The 19,461-nt window shown below is 70.4% G+C and carries 23 protein-coding genes; 13 read left to right on the forward strand and 10 right to left on the reverse strand.

All coding sequences use genetic code 11. From position 1 onward, the window contains the following. Positions 1 to 3: 3 nt before the first annotated feature. The 4 genes from IM770_RS05685 to IM770_RS05700 form a co-directional block, all read right to left on the reverse strand. Entirely contained in the window at positions 4 to 975 is a 972-nt protein-coding gene (locus IM770_RS05685) for a cation diffusion facilitator family transporter (protein ID WP_203580164.1), read from the reverse strand. 64 nt (positions 976 to 1,039) lie between these two features. Further along, the gene (locus IM770_RS05690; RefSeq protein WP_203580165.1) at positions 1,040 to 2,152 is read right to left on the reverse strand and encodes an alpha/beta fold hydrolase; all 1,113 of its coding nucleotides are present in this window, start codon (positions 2,150 to 2,152) and stop codon (positions 1,040 to 1,042) included. A gap of 159 nt (positions 2,153 to 2,311) precedes the next feature. After that, positions 2,312 to 2,974, reverse strand: coding sequence for an SRPBCC domain-containing protein (locus tag IM770_RS05695; RefSeq protein ID WP_203580166.1), 663 nt, complete (start codon positions 2,972 to 2,974; stop codon positions 2,312 to 2,314). Between the two features lies 1 nt (position 2,975). Beyond that, positions 2,976 to 3,389, reverse strand: a complete 414-nt coding sequence (locus tag IM770_RS05700) for an ArsR/SmtB family transcription factor (protein ID WP_203580167.1) — start codon at positions 3,387 to 3,389, stop codon at positions 2,976 to 2,978. A 91-nt stretch (positions 3,390 to 3,480) separates the two neighbouring features. On the opposite strand from IM770_RS05700, the gene proC reads away from it, so the two are divergent. Continuing rightward, complete coding sequence (gene proC, locus IM770_RS05705) at positions 3,481 to 4,326, forward strand: pyrroline-5-carboxylate reductase (protein ID WP_203580168.1); 846 nt, start codon at positions 3,481 to 3,483, stop codon at positions 4,324 to 4,326. 15 nt (positions 4,327 to 4,341) lie between these two features. On the opposite strand, the gene IM770_RS05710 is transcribed toward proC, so the two are convergent. Both IM770_RS05710 and IM770_RS05715 read right to left on the reverse strand, forming a co-directional pair. Then, entirely contained in the window at positions 4,342 to 5,001 is a 660-nt protein-coding gene (locus IM770_RS05710) for a potassium channel family protein (RefSeq protein WP_372430644.1), read from the reverse strand. Positions 5,002 to 5,005: 4 nt separating this feature from the next. Further along, complete coding sequence (locus tag IM770_RS05715) at positions 5,006 to 6,385, reverse strand: TrkH family potassium uptake protein (RefSeq protein ID WP_239065857.1); 1,380 nt, start codon at positions 6,383 to 6,385, stop codon at positions 5,006 to 5,008. 162 nt (positions 6,386 to 6,547) lie between these two features. Between IM770_RS05715 and IM770_RS05720 the strand changes: the two genes are divergently transcribed. Continuing rightward, entirely contained in the window at positions 6,548 to 6,955 is a 408-nt protein-coding gene (locus IM770_RS05720; RefSeq protein ID WP_203580171.1) for an ArsR/SmtB family transcription factor, read from the forward strand. Between the two features lie 174 nt (positions 6,956 to 7,129). Here the strand turns inward: IM770_RS05720 and IM770_RS05725 are convergent, their stop codons facing one another. Further along, positions 7,130 to 7,933 (reverse strand): ABC transporter permease, encoded by an 804-nt coding sequence (locus IM770_RS05725; RefSeq protein WP_203580172.1) that lies wholly within the window; start codon positions 7,931 to 7,933, stop codon positions 7,130 to 7,132. Beyond that, the gene (locus tag IM770_RS05730) at positions 7,930 to 8,874 is read right to left on the reverse strand and encodes an ATP-binding cassette domain-containing protein (RefSeq protein WP_203580173.1); all 945 of its coding nucleotides are present in this window, start codon (positions 8,872 to 8,874) and stop codon (positions 7,930 to 7,932) included. The genes IM770_RS05725 and IM770_RS05730 overlap by 4 nt, the downstream gene beginning before the upstream one ends. A 104-nt stretch (positions 8,875 to 8,978) precedes the next feature. Here IM770_RS05730 and IM770_RS05735 point away from each other — a divergent pair, with 104 nt between their 5' ends. The 5 genes from IM770_RS05735 to IM770_RS05755 all read left to right on the forward strand — a co-directional run bounded on the left by IM770_RS05735 (position 8,979) and on the right by IM770_RS05755 (position 11,062). After that, positions 8,979 to 9,914 (forward strand): TetR/AcrR family transcriptional regulator, encoded by a 936-nt coding sequence (locus IM770_RS05735; protein WP_203580174.1) that lies wholly within the window; start codon positions 8,979 to 8,981, stop codon positions 9,912 to 9,914. Between the two features lie 97 nt (positions 9,915 to 10,011). After that, positions 10,012 to 10,203: a helix-turn-helix domain-containing protein gene (locus tag IM770_RS05740; RefSeq protein WP_019182077.1), complete on the forward strand. Its 192-nt coding sequence runs from the start codon at positions 10,012 to 10,014 to the stop codon at positions 10,201 to 10,203. A gap of 83 nt (positions 10,204 to 10,286) precedes the next feature. After that, positions 10,287 to 10,385: a 30S ribosomal protein bS22 gene (locus IM770_RS05745; RefSeq protein WP_003792170.1), complete on the forward strand. Its 99-nt coding sequence runs from the start codon at positions 10,287 to 10,289 to the stop codon at positions 10,383 to 10,385. 118 nt (positions 10,386 to 10,503) lie between these two features. Then, complete coding sequence (locus IM770_RS05750; protein WP_203580175.1) at positions 10,504 to 10,797, forward strand: rhodanese-like domain-containing protein; 294 nt, start codon at positions 10,504 to 10,506, stop codon at positions 10,795 to 10,797. Between the two features lie 13 nt (positions 10,798 to 10,810). Beyond that, positions 10,811 to 11,062 (forward strand): glutaredoxin family protein, encoded by a 252-nt coding sequence (locus IM770_RS05755; RefSeq protein WP_203580176.1) that lies wholly within the window; start codon positions 10,811 to 10,813, stop codon positions 11,060 to 11,062. 34 nt (positions 11,063 to 11,096) lie between these two features. Here IM770_RS05755 and IM770_RS05760 read toward each other — a convergent pair whose 3' ends face one another. Next, on the reverse strand, positions 11,097 to 11,912 hold the full coding sequence (locus tag IM770_RS05760; protein ID WP_203580177.1) for a tyrosine-protein phosphatase: 816 nt from the start codon (positions 11,910 to 11,912) through the stop codon (positions 11,097 to 11,099). Continuing rightward, the gene (gene aspS, locus IM770_RS05765; protein WP_203580178.1) at positions 11,909 to 13,267 is read right to left on the reverse strand and encodes an aspartate--tRNA(Asn) ligase; all 1,359 of its coding nucleotides are present in this window, start codon (positions 13,265 to 13,267) and stop codon (positions 11,909 to 11,911) included. The genes IM770_RS05760 and aspS overlap by 4 nt, the downstream gene beginning before the upstream one ends. A gap of 208 nt (positions 13,268 to 13,475) precedes the next feature. Here aspS and IM770_RS05770 point away from each other — a divergent pair, with 208 nt between their 5' ends. From IM770_RS05770 to ccsB, 6 genes are all read left to right on the forward strand, one after another. Beyond that, positions 13,476 to 14,147 (forward strand): DedA family protein, encoded by a 672-nt coding sequence (locus IM770_RS05770; RefSeq protein WP_203580179.1) that lies wholly within the window; start codon positions 13,476 to 13,478, stop codon positions 14,145 to 14,147. Positions 14,148 to 14,221: 74 nt separating this feature from the next. Beyond that, positions 14,222 to 14,851 (forward strand): histidine phosphatase family protein, encoded by a 630-nt coding sequence (locus IM770_RS05775; RefSeq protein ID WP_203580180.1) that lies wholly within the window; start codon positions 14,222 to 14,224, stop codon positions 14,849 to 14,851. Beyond that, complete coding sequence (locus IM770_RS05780) at positions 14,848 to 15,504, forward strand: TlpA family protein disulfide reductase (RefSeq protein WP_203580181.1); 657 nt, start codon at positions 14,848 to 14,850, stop codon at positions 15,502 to 15,504. The genes IM770_RS05775 and IM770_RS05780 overlap by 4 nt, the downstream gene beginning before the upstream one ends. Further along, on the forward strand, positions 15,501 to 16,331 hold the full coding sequence (locus IM770_RS05785; RefSeq protein ID WP_203580182.1) for a cytochrome c biogenesis CcdA family protein: 831 nt from the start codon (positions 15,501 to 15,503) through the stop codon (positions 16,329 to 16,331). The genes IM770_RS05780 and IM770_RS05785 overlap by 4 nt, the downstream gene beginning before the upstream one ends. Next, entirely contained in the window at positions 16,312 to 18,099 is a 1,788-nt protein-coding gene (gene resB, locus IM770_RS05790; RefSeq protein WP_372430646.1) for a cytochrome c biogenesis protein ResB, read from the forward strand. The genes IM770_RS05785 and resB overlap by 20 nt, the downstream gene beginning before the upstream one ends. Before the next feature lie 5 nt (positions 18,100 to 18,104). Continuing rightward, a complete protein-coding gene (ccsB, locus tag IM770_RS05795; RefSeq protein ID WP_203580184.1) occupies positions 18,105 to 19,214 on the forward strand; it encodes a c-type cytochrome biogenesis protein CcsB in 1,110 nt (369 codons plus the stop codon). Positions 19,215 to 19,461: the final 247 nt, after the last annotated feature.

Genomic DNA, 19,461 nt, shown 5'->3' on the forward strand with positions numbered 1-19,461 from the left:
CGCTCAGTCCGTGGACCTGATGACGAACTCCGACGTCGGCGGAGCGGGGTCGACCCCCGGTCGGTAGATGTCGGGCTCGAGATAGATCACCCGGGCCGCCGGCACCGCCGCGCGGATGCGGTCCTCCACCCGGTCGATGGCGCCTGCGATATCGACGAGCGGGGCGTCGGCCGCGAAGCCGAGCTTCGCGGCGACGAGGAACTCGTCGGGGCCGAGGTAGAGCGTCTTGATGTGGATGAGCTTCTCGACCTCGGGACCGTCGGCGATGGCGTCGACGATGCGCTGGCTGTCGGCATCCGTCGCCCCCTCGCCGACGAGGAGGCTCTTGGTCTCGATGCCGAGGATGATCGCGATCAGGATCAGCAGGGTGCCGATCATGAGCGTGCCGATGGCGTCGAAGACGGGATTGCCGGTGATCACCGTGAGGCCGACGCCGAACAGGGCGAACACGAGGCCGATCAGCGCGCCGACGTCCTCGAGCAGCACGACGGGGAGCTCCGGCGCCTTCGAGTGACGCACGAACGAGACCCACGACTGCCCCGTGGCGCGCACGTGGTTGCTCTCGCCGACCGCGGTGCGAAGGGAGAACGACTCGAGCACGATCGCGATGACGAGCACGACGATCGGCAGCCACCACCACCTCTCGTCGAGGGCGTGGGGATGGGTGAGCTTCTCGACGCCCTCGTAGATCGCGAAGAGGCCGCCGACCGAGAACAGGATGATCGACACCACGAACGCATAGACGTAGCGCTCGCGGCCATAGCCGAACGGATGCTCGCGGTCGGCCTCCTTCCGGGCCTTGCGGCCGCCGAGCAGGAGGAGCAGCTGGTTGCCCGAGTCGGCGACCGAGTGGATCGCCTCGGCGAGCATCGACGCCGAGCCCGAGAGGAACCAGGCGATGAACTTCGCCAGGGCGATGCCCATGTTCGCCAGGAAGGCGGCGATGATGGCCTTGCCGCCGCCGGAAGCACTCATGCGGACGAGTCTACGGATGCTGCGGGGCGCGCTCCGCACCCCTTGCGCGCCCGGGTGCGGAGTGTCAGTCCGACGAGCGCAGGATGATCGCCTCGGTCGGCGGCGCCGGGTCGTGCGGGTGCCCGACGTAGCCGATCGCCTCCAGCAGCGCGTGCCGGAACTCGGCCGGCCGTTCGAGGTGCGGGGCGTGGCCGACGCCCTCGAGCGCGACCTCCTTCACTTCGCCGCCCGCGGCCGCGTACCGCGCGAGGACGTCACGCGTCTGCGACACCATCTCCTGCGGCGGGGCGACCTCGTCGCCCGGCCAGTCCGGCACGAAGCCGAGCTTGCCGAGGTTGTTGTAGTCGTAGAGCGAGGCGTCCGACACGATCGGGTCGGCGGTGCCGCGGATCCACAGGATCGGCGGCTTCTCGGCGAGTGCCACGATGCCCGAGACGTCGAAGTTGCCGGGGGCCATCGTGTTCAGCACGCCGATCGTGCCGGCCGCGAAGCCCGGCCAGTTGTCGCTCGACACCGCGTCGCCCGGGTAGTTGCCGGTGGCGGTCGAGGTGGTGAGCATCGACTCGACCCACACGTCCTCGTGCTCGGTGCGATAGTCCGCGGTGACGTACTGCGAGCGGAACACCGACCGGGGGGACGTCGGGGCCTCGGTGGTCGTGTCGTGGTCGATCAGCCGCTGCACGAAGTCCTGGTTCACGGTGCCGCCGCCGCAGCCGGCGTCGTCGTCGGTGAGGCGCGACCCGTCGCGGCGCGTTCCCCCGAAGCCGTACGGCGAGATCGGCGCCTCGAGCGTCAGGCTCAGCACCGGGTGGTCGAGGGCGTACTGCATCGCGACCCCGGCGCCCATCGACCAGCCGACGAGGTGCGCCGTGGTGATGCCGAGCTCCTCGAGGGTCGCGTGGACGTCGTCGCTGAAGTCGCGCACGCCGCGGGTCGCGTCGATCGGCGCGTGCTCCGTGCCGCCGTACCCGCGGAGGTCGATCGCGATCACCCGGATGTCGGTCGGCAGATCCTGCATCGTCTCCTGCCAGAACAGCGCCGACGAGACATTGCCGTGGATCAGCACGACCGTGCGATCGGGCGGCGTCGCGGAGTCGTCGCCGACGCGCTCCAGCACGTTCACGGACAATCGGGGGATCTCCACGGTGCGCGCCGAGATTCCGTCGAAGAGCGTCATGCGAAGGCCTCCCACATCCTCCGGAGGCACCTGCGCCCCCGCACTCCCGAGGATAGACCGGCTCGCCGTGACGCGGACGACGTGGCGGGAACGGATGCCGGGGGCTCCGGCATCCGTTCCGCTCGCGTTCGAGCTTTCCCGCGGCCGCCGCGGCCGGCGTCAGGCCGAGGGCGTCTGGCCGGTGTAGAAGGCGTAGGTGTTTTCGGCGCCGCGGGCGGCCGCCTCCGCGTCGGCGCCGTCGGCCGCGTGCGCGGCGCCCCACGCGTCGGCCGCGCCACGGTAGAACGCCCGTCCCTCGTCGGTGAACGCCCAGGCCTCGGCCTGTTCGGGCGAGATGCCGTCGCCCGACCCGAGGTGAAGGGCGAGGCCCAGGAGGCCGCCGTCCCAGCCGACGCCCGTGGCGCCCGGCCCGTAGATGTCCCAGAACTCGGCGGGCACGTCGTCGACACGGGCGACGTGCTCGAGCTCGAACCGTGTGGCATCCTCGCCCTCGGCCGTGAGACGTACGGTCAGCCAGGTCACTCCGCCGCCGTACTCCCACGTCGCGCGGAAGTGCGCCGCGCCGTCGGCGGGCGGTGCGCACTCCTGGATCTCGCCGCCGGCGTTGCCCTCGATCTGGTAGCGGCCGCCGAGCACGAGGTCGCCCGAGATCGGCTGGAACCACCGTGCGATGCGCGCGGCGCTGGTGACGGCATCCCACACGTCGTCGATGGGAGAGGGGTAGGTCTGCGCGAGGGTCTGGACGCGCGCGGGGTGGCCGTCGACCTCCTCGCCGGTGATCTCGCGGCTCACGGCGCTGAGCTGCGCCTGTACGTCGACCATGTCAGTCCTCCTGGGGTTCGGTCGGATCGGATTCTTCTTGTGCGGCGTCGTCCTGTTCCGGGGCATCGTCGCGCTCGTGCTCCGCTGCCAGGCGGCGCTCGCGGCGCCCCCGCGCGAGCTCGGTGCCGAGCGCGTCGAGGTGCGGCTGCCAGAACCGCCGGAACGGGTCGAACCAGGCCGCCGCGTTCTCGAGGGGCTCCGGCGCGATGGCGTACAGCCGTCGCACGCCGTCGGGGCGCACCGTCGTGAACCCCGACTCTCGCAGCACCCGCAGGTGCTGCGAGACCGCCGGCTGCGAGATGCCGAACTCGCGCTGCACCGTCTCGCCGATGTCGCCCGCGCTGCGCTCGCCCTCCGCCAGGAGTTCGAGGATGCGCCGGCGCACCGGGTCGCCGAGGATGTCGAGTGCGTGCACGCTCCCATGATTGCGTGGTCTCTTATATAAGTCAACACTGAATCAGCCTTGCCCGCACGGCTCCGAGCCGGACCGCTCGTAGGATGACGCCATGCCTGCAGACGCCTCCGTTCTCCCTCCCATCGCGATCCTCGGCGCCGGTTCGATGGGGGGCGCGATCGCCCGCGGCCTCTCGCGGTCAGGCCTCGCGGCGGGTGGGGTGACGACCACCAACCGCTCGCGCGCGAAGGCCGCCGAGCTCGAGGGCCTCGACGGCGTCACCAGCGTCGCTCTCGAGGCCGACCCGACGGGGAACACGGATGCCGCGGCCGCCGCCGGCGTCGTGCTCGTCGGCGTCAAGCCGGCCATGGTGCCCGACCTGCTGCGCGAGATCGCACCCGTGCTGCGCCCGGGGACGATCGTGGTGAGCCTCGCGGCCGGCGTGACGATCGCCACCTTCGAAAGCCTCCTCAGCGCTGACGTCGCGGTGCTGCGCTCGATGCCGAACACGCCGGCGCTCGTCGGCCGCGGCGTCACCGGCCTCGCGGCCGGCACGCGCGCCGGCGACACCGACGTGGCCACCGTGCGGCGCCTGTTCGAGACGGTCGGCACGGTCGTCGAGGTTCCCGAGGAGCAGATCGACGCCCTGTCGACAATCTCGGGTTCGGGTCCCGCCTACTTCTTCCTGCTGGTGGAGGAGTTCACCAAGGCGGCCCTCGGCAAGGGCTTCACCGCGGCGGAGTCCCGGCTCATGGCCGAGCAGACCTTCATCGGCGCCGCGGCGCTGCTCGAGGCATCCGCTGACGACCCGGCGGAGCTCCGCCGTCGGGTCACGAGCCCCAAGGGCACGACCGAGCGCGCTGTCGCGGTGCTGCAGGACGCGCACCTGGACGCCGTGTTCGGCGAGGCGACCGACGCCGCGCTGGCGCGCGCCAAGGAGCTGGCGGCCGGAGCGTAGCGGGGTTCTGCGGGCTCAGCGCTCGAGCGAGGCGAAGCGCTCGATGTCGGAGTTGGTGCCCGAGACGATGATGAGGTCGTGGTTGGTCACGACCGTGTTGGCCTCCGCATAGCGGAACGGCTTGCCCGGGCTCTTCACGCCGACCACCGTCACGTTGTACTTCGTCCGCACGCCGGACTCGTTCAGTCCCACGCCGCGGATGAACTTCGGGGGATAGAGCTTGGCGAGGGCGAAGTCGTCGTCGAACCGGATGAAGTCGAGCATCCGTCCGCTGACGAGGTGCGCGACGCGCTCGCCGGCCTCGCGCTCGGGGTAGATGACGTGGTTGGCGCCGACGCGAGCGAGGATCTTGCCGTGCGACTGCGACACCGCCTTCGCCCAGATCTGCGGCACCTTGAGGTCGACGAGGTTGGCGGTGATGAGGACGGATGCCTCGATCGACGAGCCGACGGCGACCACGGCGACCTGGAAGTCCTGAGCGCCGATCTGCTTCAGCGCGTCGATGTTGCGCGCGTCGGCCTGCACCGTGTGCGTGACCCGCTCGGACCACTTCTGCACGAGCTCGAGATTGTCGTCGATCGCGAGGACCTCGCGATCGAGCCGGTCGAGCTCGCCCGCGCACGCGGCGCCGAAGCGCCCGAGTCCGATCACGAGAACGGGCGCATCGCCCCTCATCCGCTCAACCAACGATCGGCCTTTCCACCGGCAGCGAGTACAGCTGCGATCGTGACGACGCGGCCACAGCCGCGGCGAGAGTCACTGTACCAACGCGACCCATGACGATCGTGATCGCCAGCACATACACAGCCGGATCCGGGAGCGTCGCGGTGAGTCCCGTCGACAGCCCGACCGTCGCGAAGCCCGAGATCACGTCGAAGAGCACATCTCCGAGATCGGCCTTCGTGATCTGCGTGATGATGATCGTCGAGATCGCCACGATGGTCGCGCCCCAGGCGACGACCGACAGGGCGACCCGCAGGACGTCGCTGGGGATGCGCCGGCCGAACACCTGGTTCGACGCGCGGCCCTTCGCCTCGGAGACGACGGCGAGGGCGATCACGGCCAGCGTCGTGACCTTGATGCCGCCGGCTGTCGACGCCGAGCCGCCGCCGACGAACATCAGCATGCACCCGACGAGCAGGCTGGACTGGTTCAGTTCGCCGATGTCGAGGATGGCGAAGCCGCCGGATCTCGTCATCGCCGATAAGAAGAACGCCTGGAACGTGGTGTCCCACGCGTCCTCCGTGCCGAGGGTGAGCAGGTTGTCGTACTCGAGCACGAGGAAGACCGCGCCGCCGAGGAAGAACAGGGCGACCGTGGTGATGAGGGTGAGCTTCGCGTGCAGCGACCAGCGCCGCACATGCCACCTCTGCCGCAGCAGCGTGTAGATGACGGGGAAGCCGATCGAGCCGAGGAAGACGCCCGCCATCAGCACGGTGAGGAAGAAGTAGTCGTGCCGGAACGGCTCGAGCCCTTCGGCATTCGGCGTGAAGCCCGTGTTGGTGAACGCCATCGCCGCATAGAACGGCGCCTCCCACAGCGCCGCCTGCCACGGCACGCCCGCGATGATGAGGCCCGGATAGAGGAGGATCGCGATCATCGTCTCGATGGCCAGCGTCGACAGCGCGACCGTCGCGAGCAGGCTGCCGATCTGGCCCAGCTGCACCGTCTGGCCCTCGTTCACGGGACCGCCGTGCGTGCGGAGCGGGTTCGAGTCGCTGGCCGCGATCAGCTTCGCGCGCAGTCCGAGGCGCCGCGAGATCACGAGACCCAGGATCGACGCGAGCGTGAGCACGCCGAGTGCTCCGATCTGAACCCCGACGAACACGAGCACGTGGCCGAAGGGCGACCAGTGGGTCGCCATGTCGACCGTCGCGAGGCCCGTGACGCAGATCGTCGACACCGCCGTGAAGAACGCGTCGGCGAACGGCGTGGCCTGCCCGTCGGCCGCCGCGAGGGGCAGCGAGAACAGGCCCGTGAACACGAGGATGAGCGACAGGAAGATGAGGATCGCGAACCGGGCGGGGGAGCGCTGCGTCAGGTCGCGGAAGAACTCCATGACCTCGTGGCCCAGCGCGCGCAGGCGACTCGACGGTGAGACGGGGGCGGCGCGCCTGCCATCCGTCATACGGGGTTCCTCCTGATGCGAAACGTTCCTCGTGCGGGCGGCCCGGCGATCGTGCTCATGGTACTCCGCAGGGCTCCCGACTAATCTGAGCACATGGCGGACATCTTCGACGTGATCGCAGACGGAACGCGTCGCGACATCCTGCGACTGCTGCTCGATCGATCATCCGCCGGAGAGCGCGGCACCAGTGTGTCGCACATCGTGACCGAGCTCGGCGCGAGTCAGCCGACCGTGTCGAAGCACCTCAAGGTGCTGCGCGACGCGCACCTGGTGTCGGTGCGCGAAGAGGGGCAGCACCGCTACTACAGCCTCTCCGCCGCACCGCTCGACGAGGTCGACGACTGGCTCGTGCCCTTCCTCGACGACGGCGAGGCGGACTCCGACCTGGCCGCTGTGGCCCTGCCCGACTCCGCCGCGCACGCCGCCGAGGTCGTGGGCCGTGCCGCGGCATCGGCCAAGCACGCCCTCGAGAACGCGCTCAAGCGCCTCCCCGGCCGCTGACCCCGTCCTTCTTCTCCACCCACCCAGCAGTAGCGCGGCCGACCTTTCCGCCGACAGAGCGGAGCGGGGTCATCCGTAGAGCGTGCGGGCTCGGGACGGGCGCGCGCCGCCGGCGAAGCCGACGCCGCGGGTGAGCACGCCGGAGGATGACCCCGCGCAGCGGAGATCGAGCTCTTACCGCCGCCCCGCCTTGCGCCGGAACAGCCACGCCCCCCAGACGAACGACACCGCGAGGATGGCGAGGCACCAGCCCACGGCCCACCATGCCGCATCGCCCATCGGCGTGCCCATCAGGAGGCTCCGCAGCGCCTCGATGATCGGCGTCACCGGCTGGTTCTCGGCGACCCACTGCAGCCACTCCGGCATGGTCGAGACCGGGACGAAGGCGCTCGACAGGTACGGCAGGAACAGGATGATGAAGCCGTAGCCGTTGGCGGCCTCGGGGCTGCCCGAGGCGAGGCCGATCGCGGCGAACAGGTAGGTGATCGCGAGGATGTACAGCGCGATGAGCGCGATCGCGCCGAGCCACCCCCACACGTCGGCGGTCGGCCGGAACCCGACGAGCAGCGCGACGCCGATGACCACGCCCGTCGCGAGGAGGTTGCGCAGCAGGCTCGCGACGACATGGCCGGTGAGCACCGCTCCGGCCCGGAGCGGCATCGTGCGGAACCGGTCGATGATGCCGGTGCGCATGTCGTTGGCGACGTACACGGCGGTGGACGCGGCGCCGAAGCCGGCGCACAGCAGGATGATGCCGGGGACCACGTAGTTCACGTATCCGCCCGACGGGTCGATGGCCCCGCCGAAGACGTACGTGAAGAGGATCATCAGCATCACGGGGAGCATGATCGCCATGAGCAGCGACTCCCCGTCGCGCAGCGAGTGCAGCAGGCTCCGCCCGACGAAGACGCTCTCGGCGGTGAGGCCCGTGATGCGCGGGCGCAGCGCCGGGGCGGTGGAGGGGGCGAGGGCGGTCATGCGAGCTCCTTGAGGGTGTCGGCGGGCTCGCGCCGGCGCGAGCCCCGGTGCGCGCTGCCCTGGCCGTCGGGCGAGGTGAGCGCGAGGAAGACGTCGTCGAGGCTGGGGCGACGCAGCGTGACCACGCCCTCGGCCCCCGACTCGTCGAGGACGTCGAGGGCACGACGGAGGCCCGAGACCGAACCGTCGGTCGGCACCTCGCGAAGAAGGGTGCCGTGCACGTCGTGCAGCTCGACGGCGTCGCCGCCGACCCTGGCCTTCAGCTGCGGCGCGGTGCCGCTGGCGACGACCCGTCCGCCGTCGAGCACGGCGATGCGGTCGGCGAGCTGGTCGGCCTCCTCCAGGTACTGCGTCGTGAGGAAGACCGTCGTCCCGGCGTCGGCCAGTGAGCGGATCACGTCCCAGAGCTCTCGGCGGCTGCGGGTGTCGAGGCCCGTGGTCGGCTCGTCGAGGAACAGGATCGCGGGCGCGACGACGAAGCTCAGCGCGAGGTCGAGGCGTCGGCGCATGCCGCCGGAGTAGGTGCCGACGCGGCGGGCCGCGGCATCCGTCAGTCCGAAGCGATCGAGAAGCTCCGCCGCGCGGGCGCGCGCGCCGCGGCGCGTGAGGCCCGAGAGGCGTCCGAGCATCACGAGGTTCTCGATGCCGGTGAGCGCATCGTCGACGGCGGCGGACTGGCCCGTCAGGCTGATGCGTCGCTTGACCTGGTCGGGATCGCGCGCGACGTCGACGCCCGCGACGGTCGCGGTGCCGGCATCGGGGCGGACCAGGGTCGTCAGCACGTTGATCGTGGTGGTCTTGCCGGCGCCGTTGGGGCCCAGCAGGGCGAACACCTCGCCGCGGGCGACGGTGAAGTCGAGGCCGTCGAGCACCTGCTGGCGGCCGAAGGCCTTGCGCAGGTCGTCGACCACGATGACCGGTGGAGCGGTGCGGTCGAGCATGGGTCATCCTTCCGTGAATCGTGTACCGGGGAAACTGTTTACGTCCCGTACTGTTTATGACGGTAACACACTGTTTATGTAATAAACAGACGTAGACTGACGCCATGACCGATGCACCGGAGCCCGAGCTCCCGCGGGGTATCGCGCTGGCGTGGGGCGTGGCCGCCAATCCCCAGCGCGGGCCGAAGCGCGAGATGAGCGTGGAGCGCATCGTCGAGGCGGCGGTCGAGATCGCGGATGCCGAGGGCCTGGGTGCCGTGTCGATGGCGGCGGTCGCGTCGCGGCTGGGGTTCACGCCGATGTCGCTCTACCGCTACGTCAGCGCGAAGGACGACCTGATCCTGCTCATGCAAGAGGAGGCGACGGGCGCTCCTTCCGACGAGACCCGCACCGCGGGCGGCTGGCGCGAGCGCCTGGAGGCGCTCTTCCGCGAGCAGCTGCAGCACTACCTGCGACACCCGTGGGTGCTCGAGATCCCCATCACGGGCGTGCCCGCAACACCCAACAGCGCTGCCTGGATGGATGCCGGGCTGAGCGCGCTGGCCGAGACGCCGCTCACCTATGAGGAGCGGCTCGCCGTGATGCTCCTCGTCACCGGCACCGCGCACTGGGCGGGCACGATCGTGGCCGGCTACTCCCGAGTCGAGCGCGAGCAGGGCCTCGCACCGGACGCCATCTCGCGCAATGAAGATGCGCTCTTCCGCGCGCTCATCACCGAGGACGCCTACCCCGAGCTGCGGGCGGCGATCGAGTCGGGCGTCTTCCTCGACGACTCCGATCCCTTCTCCTTCGCGCTGGAGCGCGGGCTCGACGGCGTCGCCGCCTACATCGACGCCGCCTCCGAGGCCGCGGACGACCGGCGGCAGCGCCCCCGGTGGCTGGGGCTGGACGACGCCGACATCGCGGACGACAAGAGGTTCCGTGAGGCCCAGAAGGCCGTGCGTGCCGCCGAGAAGGTGCTCCGCGACGCGCGCAAGCTCGAGCGACAGGCCGCCCGCGAAGCGCACGAGCGTCGCGCGCGGCAGACCCCGAGCGCGTGAGCAGAATATTCCCACCGGCCTCACCGGTCACACCGGTTTACACGCGTACCCTCGTCGTTCTAAAGTGACTCCAGCACCACTGGGGAAGGGAATCGACATGGCGGAGCTGCCGGACGTGCGCTTCCTCACCGTCGCCGAGGTCGCCGAGCTCATGCGCGTCTCGAAGATGACGGTGTATCGCCTGGTGCACTCCGGCGAGCTGCCCGCGGTGCGCTTCGGACGCAGCTACCGGGTGCCCGAGTCGGCCGTCACCGAGGCCCTGCAACGGCCGATCGCCGACGTCGGCTAGACTGATCCGAGGCATTTTCCGTATCTGCCCGTTCCCGGGCGCCGCACACGCCGCGCCCAGACCCCGACATAGTGAGGTTTTCCGTGGGTTCTGTCATCAAGAAGCGCCGCAAGCGCATGGCGAAGAAGAAGCACCGCAAGTTGCTTCGCAAGACTCGCCACCAGCGCCGCAACAAGAAGTAAGCGGCATCCGCACCAAGCGCCCCCAGGGTTCTGCGCTCCGACGAGCGCAGCCCTCCGCAGGGGGCGCTTCGTGTATGCCCGTGCTGCACCCCCGAGCCCGCATCCCGAGAGGCATGCCATGAAGTCCATCACCGTCCAGCAGCTCCGCGACCGCGTCGAGACGCCGCTCATCGACGTCCGCGAGGTCGACGAGTTCGCCGCGGGCCACGTGCCGGGAGCGATCAACATCCCGATGTCGTCGATCGGCGGCCGGCTCGAGGAGCTCCCCGACGGGGCGTTCGACGTGATCTGCGCGGTCGGCGGCCGGTCGGGCCGCGTGGTCGAGGCCCTCGAAGCCCGCGGCTACGACGTCACCAACGTCGACGGCGGCACCAACGAGTGGGTCGCCGCGGGATACCCGGTCGAGGCCTGAGGCGCGGGCGGCGATGACGACCCTCACGCTCATCGGCAAGCCCGACTGCCACCTCTGCGACGTCGCGCGCGAAGTGGTCGAGACCGTCGTCGCCGATCTTCCCGACGACGCCGTCGAGGTCGAGGAGCTCTCGATCGCCGACGATCCGGCGCTCTACGCGCAGTGGTGGGAGAAGATCCCCGTCGTGCTCATCGACGGCGAGCTCCACGGCCACTGGCGCGTGTCGCCCGACCGCCTGCGTGCGGCGCTCAGCGCGGCACCCTGACGCCTCAGCCGGCGAGGCCTCCGGCGCGTCGCGCTCAGCCGGCCAGGCGTGCGCGGAGGGCCTGGAGCTCGGTGTCGGCGAGTCCGCCGGACTGCAGATAAGCCGCCGCGCCGCCGCGCGCATCGGTCCAGGCGAGCGCCTGCTCGATGGCCGATGCCGGCGTGCCCGTGATGAGGGCGTCCAGCTCGGGCGTCAGCGGCACGCCCATCGCCGTGATCGTCCCGCGCATGCGGTCGGCCCAGGGCCCTTCGAGGTGGGCCGACGACGAGGCGTAGTCCGCGACGACCGCGGCACGCTCCGCGCCTACCGCATCGAGCAGCAGCGCGACGGCGACACCCGTGCGGTCCTTGCCGGCGGTGCAGTGCACCAGTACGGCGGCAGGGGCCTCGGTCCCGGTCAAACTCGCAGACGCGGCCGTCCCGTTCGCGACCAGGCGCGCGAGCTCCGCGAACGACGCCGCGCCGTGCTCGAGCATCGAGACGTACAGGTCGCCCAGGCTGGGCAGCTGCGCCAGCGCGGCCGCGATCGCCGTCTTCGCGGCATCCGGATCCTTCGCCCGCAGCGCCGACTGCGCGAATCCCGTCATCGCGCCCTCGAGGAGCGGGAGGTCCACGACGTGGAAGGGCCGGGAGTCGGGCAGCACATCGGGCGCCATGCGCCGCTCGAAGTCGGTGCGGAAGTCCGCGATGACGCCGATGCCGCTCGCCGCCAGCGCCGCGACGCCCGCCGGTGTCAGCGTGCTGAGGGCCTCCGACCGGTACAGGACGCCCGGGCGGGTCTGCCCGCCCGCAGTGAGCGGAGTGCCGCCGGTGTCGCGGAAGTTCTGGAGGCCGTCGAGCGTCTCGGTCACGGCGCGAGGCGCGTCGGACCGCGGAACAGGTAGGTGACCTCGCGGATCGACGACTCGCCGAGCAGCAGCATCAGCACGCGCGCGAGGCCCATCCCGAACCCGCCGTGCGGCGGCGCGCCGTAACGGAAGAAGTCGAAGTAGAAGTCGAGGTGCTCGGCACCGAGACCCTTCTCCTTCGCCTGCTCGATCAGCACGTCGACGCGGTGCTCGCGTTGCGCGCCCGTGGTGATCTCGACGCCCTTGAAGAGGAGGTCGTACGACTTGGTCAGCCCGGTCTCCTCGTCGCGCATGTGGTAGAACGCGCGGATCTCGGGGTGGTAGTCCGTGATGAAGACGAACTGGTGGCCGTAGGTCTCCTCGACGTAGGCCGAGATCTGGCGCTCGCCCTCGGGGTCGAGGTCGCCGTCGGTGCGGGGGATCTCGTAGCCGCGGCTCTTGACGATCTCGCGCGCCTCGGCGAGCGGGATGCGCGGGAACGGGATGGCGGGAACCTGCACCTCGAGGCCGAAGAGCTCCTCGATCTCGGCGCCGTGCTTGTCCTTGACGGCCTGGAACGCCGTCTGCAGGAGCTCCTCCTGCATGCGCGCGACGTCCTCGTGCGAGTCGATCCAGCTGATCTCGGCGTCGACCGACGTGAACTCCGTCGCGTGGCGGGAGGTGAACGAGGGGTCGGCGCGGAAGGCGGGCGCGATCTCGAAGATCTTGCCGAAGCCCGCGACCTGCGCCATCTGCTTGAAGAACTGCGGCGACTGCGCGAGGTAGGCCGTCTTGTCTTCGAAGTACTCGACCGAGAACAGCTCCGCGTTGGACTCGGATGCCGAGGCCATGAGCTTCGGCGAGTGCACCTCGATGTAGTCGCGCTCGATCCAGTAGGAGCGGAACGCGTGCTCGAGCGTGGTCTGCACGCGGAAGATGAGGTTGTTGCGACGCTGACGGAGGTCGAGGAAGCGCCAGTCCATGCGCTTGTCGAGGCCCGAGTCCGCCGCGATCGGCGTCTCGGGGAGCGCGGCGGCCGCGATGTCGAGGGCGCCGATCTTGATCTCCACGCCGCCGAGCTTGACGCGCTCGTCGTGCTTGAGCTCGCCGGTCACCGTCAGGAACGTGCCCGTGGCGAGGTTCGAGATGAGGTCGGTGAGGGCGAGGGCCGCGGCATCCTGGGTTTCGGCAGGCTCAACCGCCGCAGAGGGGTCCGCGGGACGCGTCGCCGGGTTCACCAGCTGCACCGCACCAGACTCGTCGCGGAGGATGACGAACTGCACCTTCTTCTGATCGCGGACCGTCTCGACCCATCCGGAGACGGAGACGGGACCGTCGGCGAGGTCCTGAAGCTGCTTGACGAGGACGCGTTCACTCACGAGCGACAAGTCTACGTCGACGCGACGCGGGTACCTGCTCGAGAGCGGCGGCGCTGTGCGGCGCGCGCCGCACGGCCTGGGGCCGACCCCACCGGCATCCGGGGGTCTGCACCCGGGAATCGTTCATCTCCGGCCCGTAACGTGGAAAGCGTCGCGCCGGACGGTCGCGGCCGCCGCCAGGTGACGACGACGGACGGGACCCCGACGAATGACCGCTGCGACGACGACCGACGGATCGTGGCTGAGCGCCCTCGCGGACTGGGCCGTATCGCTGATGGACGTGATCGGCCCCGCAGGCGCCGGGATCGCGATCGCGATGGAGAACCTGTTCCCGCCGCTGCCGAGCGAGGTGATCCTGCCGATGGCGGGACTCGCGGCCAGCCGCGGTTCGTTCTCCGTCGTCGAGGCGCTGGTCTGGACGACGGTCGGCTCGGTCGTCGGCGCGCTGATGCTGTACGGCCTCGGCGCATGGCTCGGCGTCGCGAGGCTCCGGGCCATCGCGACGAAGGTGCCACTGCTGCACCCGGAAGACATCGATCGCACCGTCGCGTGGTTCGAGCGCCACGGTGGCAAGGCGGTCTTCTTCGGCCGGATGATCCCGATCTTCCGCAGTCTCATCTCGATCCCCGCCGGCATCACGCGCATGCCGGTGTGGCGGTTCACGCTGCTGACGGCGGCGGGGAGCATCATCTGGAACTCGATCTTCGTCTTCTCGGGCTTCTTCCTGGGGGAGTCGTGGCACATCGTGGAGCGCTACGCCGACATCCTCCAGTACGTCGTCATCGCGGCGGCCGTGATCGGGGTGGCCTGGTTCCTCTACGTGCGGGTGCGCGCGCTGCTCGAGTCGCGGTCGGGCGGGCCCGAGCCCGAGCTCGACTGACGCCGGGATCGACGGGCCTGGGGCTGGGGGAACGCTCAGCCGGTCCACAGAACCCGCGCACGTAGACTGGTCGGGTGCCCGCCGATCGCCTCCATCTCGTGCGCCATGGAGAGGTTCACAACCCCGCCCGCGTGCTCTACGGGCGACTGCCCGGTTACGGGCTGAGCGCCGATGGGCGCCGCATGGCCCGGCAGGCCGCCGAGTACGTGAAGTCGCTGGACCGTCCGGTCACCGCCCTCATCTGCTCACCCCTCCAGCGCACGCAGGAGTCGGCGGAGCCGTTCACTGAGCTCTTCGGCCTCGAGCCCGTCATCGACGACCGGGTCATCGAGCCGACGAACGTCTTCGAGGGCAAGCGCATGGCGATCGCCCTCGTGAACCCCTGGAACTGGCGGCACCTCAGCAAGCCCGCGCTGCCGAGCTGGGGCGAGCCCTACGCCGACGTCGTGGGTCGCATGAACAAGGCGATGACGGAGGCGTGGGATGCCGCGGACTCGGGCGACGTCGTCATCGTGGCGCATCAGCTCCCGATCTGGATCACCCACCTCGCCGTCGCCGGGCTTCCGCTCCGGCACGACCCCCGCGCGCGACGCTGCGCGCTGTCGAGCGTGACGAGCTTCGAGATGGTCGACGGCAAGTGGACCGAGACCGCCTACGCCGAGCCGGCGTCGACGGCCGGTGCGGTGGATGTGGGAGCGGTATGAGTCAGCCGGTCGTGGAGCGAGCCTGCGAGTCGAAACGTCCTGGGCGCGGCGCGCGCCTGCGGGCGGCGGCATCCGCTCTTCTCATCGTCGGACTGATCGGCGGCCTCGCCGCGTGCACGAGCGATCCGCTTGCCGAGCAGTACCGTTCCGGTGACAACAAGGGCTTCGTCGCCGCCGACGGGTTCCGCGTCGACCCCATCGACTCCGCGGAGCGCACCGATCCCGTGGAGTTCGACGCGGTGCTCGACACGGGCGACACGACCTCGAGCGCCGACTACGCCGGTGACGTGCTGGTCGTCAACTTCTGGTACGCCGGATGCGCCCCCTGCCGGGTCGAGGCCCCGGTGCTGGCGGCGGCCGACGCCGAGTTCGAGGGCGAGGACGTGTCGTTCCTCGGGGTGAACCTCTACGACGGCGCCGAGGCGTCGCTGGCGTTCGCCGACACCTACGGCGTCACCTACCCGAGCGCGCTGGCGACCGAGGACGGCTCGATCAAGCTGGCGTTCGCGGGCGAGACCCCGCTCAACGCGGTGCCCGTGACGCTCGTGCTCGACAAGGAGGGGCGCGTCGCCGCGCGCCTCATCGGCCAGATCAAGGCCGAAGACGCGTCGATCCTCGAGACGATCGTCCGCGACACCCTGGAGGAGCCGTGAACCTCGGCGCGCTCGTCGCCGACGGCTCGCTCCTGATCGCGATCCCGATCGCGGTGCTGGCCGGCGCCATCTCGTTCCTCTCGCCGTGCGTGCTGCCGCTCGTGCCCGGGTACCTGGGCTTCATCGGCGGGGCGGTGAGCCCGCGGCCGGCACAAGTTGCCGTCGGCACCGCCACCCGGTCGGCGCGCGAGCGAGGAACGGGCGAGACGGGACACGCCGCGCCGACGGCAGGCGCTGAACCCGCCCCCGCGCGCGGCCGCCTCGTGCTCGGCGTGCTCCTGTTCATCGCCGGGTTCACCGTCGTGTTCGTCAGCATGGCGATGCTCGGCGGCACCCTCGGCCGCTTCCTCCTCGAGTACGCGGACCTCATCACGCGGATCCTCGGCGTCGTGATCATCGCGATGGGTCTCGTCTTCATCGGCTGGTTCGGGCGCGCACAGCGGATCGCCCGCCCCCAGGTGCGCGGCAACCTCGGCCTCATCGGCGCCCCGCTCCTGGGCATCGCGCTCGGCATCGGCTGGGCCCCGTGCATCGGCCCCACCCTCGCCGTCATCCTCACGATGGCCTTCGACTCCGGTTCGGCCGCGCGTGCGGCGCTGCTCGGCGTCGCGTACTCGCTGGGGCTCGGCATCCCGTTCCTCCTCCTCACCCTCGGGTTCGGCTGGGCCACCCGCTCCGTCTCTTTCGTGCGGCGCCACATCCGCGTGGTCAACCTCGTGGGTGGGGCCCTGCTGATCGTGCTGGGGCTGCTCATGGTGACCGGCGTCTGGACCGCCGTCATGGCGCAGCTGCAGGGGGTGTTCGCCAGTGTCCCGGCCCCGCTCTGACTCTCCGGAAGCGGTGAGCGACCGCGCGACCGACCCGCTCCGCCCCTCCGACCACGCCGACGGCGAGGACGCCGGCATCACCCAGCCTGCGCTCGGCGTCGTCGGGTGGCTGCGCTGGGGCTGGCGTCAGCTCACCTCGATGCGCACGGCGCTGGTGCTCCTGCTCCTGCTGGCGATCGCGGCGGTTCCCGGATCGCTCGTGCCGCAGCGCAGCGCCGACCCCAACGGCGTGCGCCAGTACTTCGTCGACAACCCCGACCTCGCGCCGGTGCTCGACAACCTGAGCCTGTTCGACGTCTACACGTCGCCGTGGTTCTCGGCGATCTACATCCTGCTGTTCATCTCGCTCGTCGGCTGCGTCATCCCGCGTACGAAGCACCACTACAAGGCGATGCGCGCGCAGCCGCCGCGCACGCCCGCCCGGCTGTCGAGGCTGGACGTGCACCGGTCCGAGATCCTGGAGTACCAGGACGACACGGATGCCGCGGCCGCCGCGTCGACCGCGGTCGAGGCCGCTCGGCAGCAGCTCCGCAAGGCCGGGTACCGCGTGGCGCGGTACGACACCGCGAAGGCGCTCTCCGTCTCGGCGGAGCGCGGCTACCTGCGCGAGACGGGCAACCTCGTCTTCCACGCGTCGCTCGTGGGCGTGCTGCTCGCCGTGGGCATCGGCGGCGGCTTCACCTACACCGGGCAGACCGTGATCATCGAGGGTCGCACGTGGGTCAACACGATGCTCGACTACACGTCGTTCAACCCCGGCCGCTTCGTCGACGAGGAGGCGCTGCAGCCGTACGCGCTGACCCTCGACGACTTCTCGCTGTCGTACGTGACCCCCGGTCAGCAGGGCGCCGGACAGGCGGGCGACTTCGTCGCGCACCTCACCACGCAGTTCCCCGACGCCGACGCGACGGACGGCGAGGTGCGGGTCAACCACCCGCTCGAGATCGCCGGCGATCGCGTCTACCTGATGGGCAACGGCTACGCCCCGTCGATCACGATCCGCGACGCGCAGGGCGACGTCGTCTTCTCCGAGCCGGTGCCGTTCCTGCCCCAGGACAACAACATGACCTCGCAGGGCGTCGTGAAGGTGCCGGACGGCCTTCGCGAACAGGTCGGGCTGGTGGGCTTCTTCTATCCCACCGCGCAGGAACTCACCAACGGCGCCTTCACCTCGGTGTACGGCGACCTCGAGTACCCGATGCTGACGTTCTGGGTGTACTCCGGCGACCTCGGCATCAACGACGGCATCCCGCGGTCGGTCTACACGCTCGACCCGAGCGAGATGACCCAGCTGGCCGGCGGCGACTCCGGCGTCGAGTCGCTCGCCCTCAAGCCCGGCGAGACCGTCGACCTTCCCGACGGCCTCGGCACCGTCACGTTCGAGAACGAGGCCCCGGACGGCGCGAACGGCTTCCAGGACTCGGTCAAGCGCTACGTGTCGCTGTCGATCCACCGCGACGCCTCGGCCACGTGGGTGCTGGTGTTCGCGGTGCTGGCCCTGGCGGGCCTGCTCGCCGCCCTGTTCGTGCCGCGCCGCCGCCTGTGGGTCAAGGCGACGACGCAGGGGCACACGGTGCAGCTCGAATACGCCGGCCTCGCGCGGGGCGAGGACCCCTCGCTCGACGCCGCCGTCGCGCAGTTCGCGCAACGGCACCTCGCCTCACTCGCCGACCTCTCCGTTCTCGAATCGCGCACTTTGCAGGATCCGGCGCCGGAAAACCGCAAAGTGCGCGACTCGAATCCCGAATCGACCCCCGACGTAGACTGAGAGCCATGCCCGACGCCACCCCCCTCACCCTCGACGACGTCTCGGTGCTGCTGGTCTGGACGGCCATCGCGGTCTACGCACTCGCGTTCATCGCGTACGCGGTCGACCTGGCCCGGCGCGGCGCCGTCGCGGTGGATGAGAAGGATGCCGCGGTCGCGGCCCGCAGCGTGCGCGAGCGCGAGCTGGTGAACGCGGGCGGGGCCTCGTCGCGCACCGGCATCGTGGAGCAGCTGCGCGCGCAGGAGGCCGCTTCCGAGGAGGCGCTCAACGCCCCGGTGGGCCGCCGTGCGCGCCTGGTCTGGGCCCGCATCGGCACCTCGCTCACGGTCCTCGGATTCCTCTTCCACCTGGGCGCCGACGTGACGCGCGGCATCGCCGCGGGCCGCGTGCCGTGGTCGAACATGTACGAGTTCGCCCTCACCGGGACGCTCCTCATCGTCGCCGTCTACCTCGGCGTGCTTTTCCGTTACGACCTGCGGTTCCTCGGCACCTTCATCACGGGGCTCGTGGTCGTGCTGCTCGGCGGCACCGCGATCTGGTTCTACACCGACATCGTGCCGCTGATGGACCCGCTCAAGTCGGTCTGGCTCGTCATCCACGTGTTCGTGGCCTCGCTCGCGACCGCGCTGTTCGCCCTCGCGTTCGGCCTCTCGGTGCTGCAGCTCATGCAGGCGCGTCGGGAGCGGCGGGTGGCGATGGCGGCGGGTGCGCAGGGCGCCGCGAAGAATGCGGAGACGGATGCCGCGACCCCGGCTGCCGTGCCCGCCAAGACCGGTCCCGGCTTCCTGCGGACGCTGCCGAGCGCCGAGGCCCTCGAGTCGCTGGCGTACCGCTTCGCGATCCTCGGATTCATCTTCTGGACCTTCACGCTGATCGCCGGCTCGATCTGGGCGAACGACGCGTGGGGCCGCTACTGGGGCTTCGACACGAAGGAAGTCTGGACCTTCGTCATCTGGGTGCTCTACGCCGGCTACATCCACGCGCGCGCCACGCGCGGATGGCGCGGAGCGCGGTCGGCGTGGCTCTCGATCATCGGCTTCACCGCCGTGATCTTCAATTTCACCATCGTGAACATGTTCTTCAAGGGCCTCCACGCCTACTCCGGCCTGAGCTGAAACCCCTTCCCTCCGCTCTCATGCCGCACCCGGCATGAGGTGCGCGCGAAGGGAATATCCCAATCGCTCTTGACGCACGTCTCGCGGCGGGTCTAGCTTTGCCGCTGTCGGTCCGCCGTCGCGTCATCTTCGGGTAGGCGGCGCTCGGGGAACCGGCATTGGGGTTCGATGCATTGTCATCGCCGGGGTTCGGGGGAGCCGCGTAGCGGAACGAGTGCACCGGCGCGTTGTTGTCACTTTCGTCGAT

It is taken from the genome of Microbacterium hibisci, assembly GCF_015278255.1.
Lineage (GTDB): Bacteria > Actinomycetota > Actinomycetes > Actinomycetales > Microbacteriaceae > Microbacterium > Microbacterium hibisci.

What these genes read in the sequence shown, in the direction of transcription:
- ccsB (WP_203580184.1), top strand. Translation starts at nt 18,105, where the DNA reads ATGCCCGACGCCACCCCCCTCACCCTCGACGACGTCTCGGTGCTGCTG.
- IM770_RS05750 (WP_203580175.1), top strand. Translation starts at nt 10,504, where the DNA reads ATGAAGTCCATCACCGTCCAGCAGCTCCGCGACCGCGTCGAGACGCCG.
- IM770_RS05710 (WP_372430644.1), bottom strand. Translation starts at nt 5,001, where the DNA reads ATGAGGGGCGATGCGCCCGTTCTCGTGATCGGACTCGGGCGCTTCGGC.
- IM770_RS05730 (WP_203580173.1), bottom strand. Translation starts at nt 8,874, where the DNA reads ATGCTCGACCGCACCGCTCCACCGGTCATCGTGGTCGACGACCTGCGC.
- IM770_RS05770 (WP_203580179.1), top strand. Translation starts at nt 13,476, where the DNA reads ATGACCGCTGCGACGACGACCGACGGATCGTGGCTGAGCGCCCTCGCG.
- IM770_RS05720 (WP_203580171.1), top strand. Translation starts at nt 6,548, where the DNA reads ATGGCGGACATCTTCGACGTGATCGCAGACGGAACGCGTCGCGACATC.
- proC (WP_203580168.1), top strand. Translation starts at nt 3,481, where the DNA reads ATGCCTGCAGACGCCTCCGTTCTCCCTCCCATCGCGATCCTCGGCGCC.
- IM770_RS05740 (WP_019182077.1), top strand. Translation starts at nt 10,012, where the DNA reads ATGGCGGAGCTGCCGGACGTGCGCTTCCTCACCGTCGCCGAGGTCGCC.
- IM770_RS05690 (WP_203580165.1), bottom strand. Translation starts at nt 2,152, where the DNA reads ATGACGCTCTTCGACGGAATCTCGGCGCGCACCGTGGAGATCCCCCGA.
- IM770_RS05755 (WP_203580176.1), top strand. Translation starts at nt 10,811, where the DNA reads ATGACGACCCTCACGCTCATCGGCAAGCCCGACTGCCACCTCTGCGAC.
- IM770_RS05735 (WP_203580174.1), top strand. Translation starts at nt 8,979, where the DNA reads ATGACCGATGCACCGGAGCCCGAGCTCCCGCGGGGTATCGCGCTGGCG.
- IM770_RS05695 (WP_203580166.1), bottom strand. Translation starts at nt 2,974, where the DNA reads ATGGTCGACGTACAGGCGCAGCTCAGCGCCGTGAGCCGCGAGATCACC.
- IM770_RS05715 (WP_239065857.1), bottom strand. Translation starts at nt 6,385, where the DNA reads ATGGAGTTCTTCCGCGACCTGACGCAGCGCTCCCCCGCCCGGTTCGCG.
- IM770_RS05725 (WP_203580172.1), bottom strand. Translation starts at nt 7,933, where the DNA reads ATGACCGCCCTCGCCCCCTCCACCGCCCCGGCGCTGCGCCCGCGCATC.
- IM770_RS05685 (WP_203580164.1), bottom strand. Translation starts at nt 975, where the DNA reads ATGAGTGCTTCCGGCGGCGGCAAGGCCATCATCGCCGCCTTCCTGGCG.
- IM770_RS05780 (WP_203580181.1), top strand. Translation starts at nt 14,848, where the DNA reads ATGAGTCAGCCGGTCGTGGAGCGAGCCTGCGAGTCGAAACGTCCTGGG.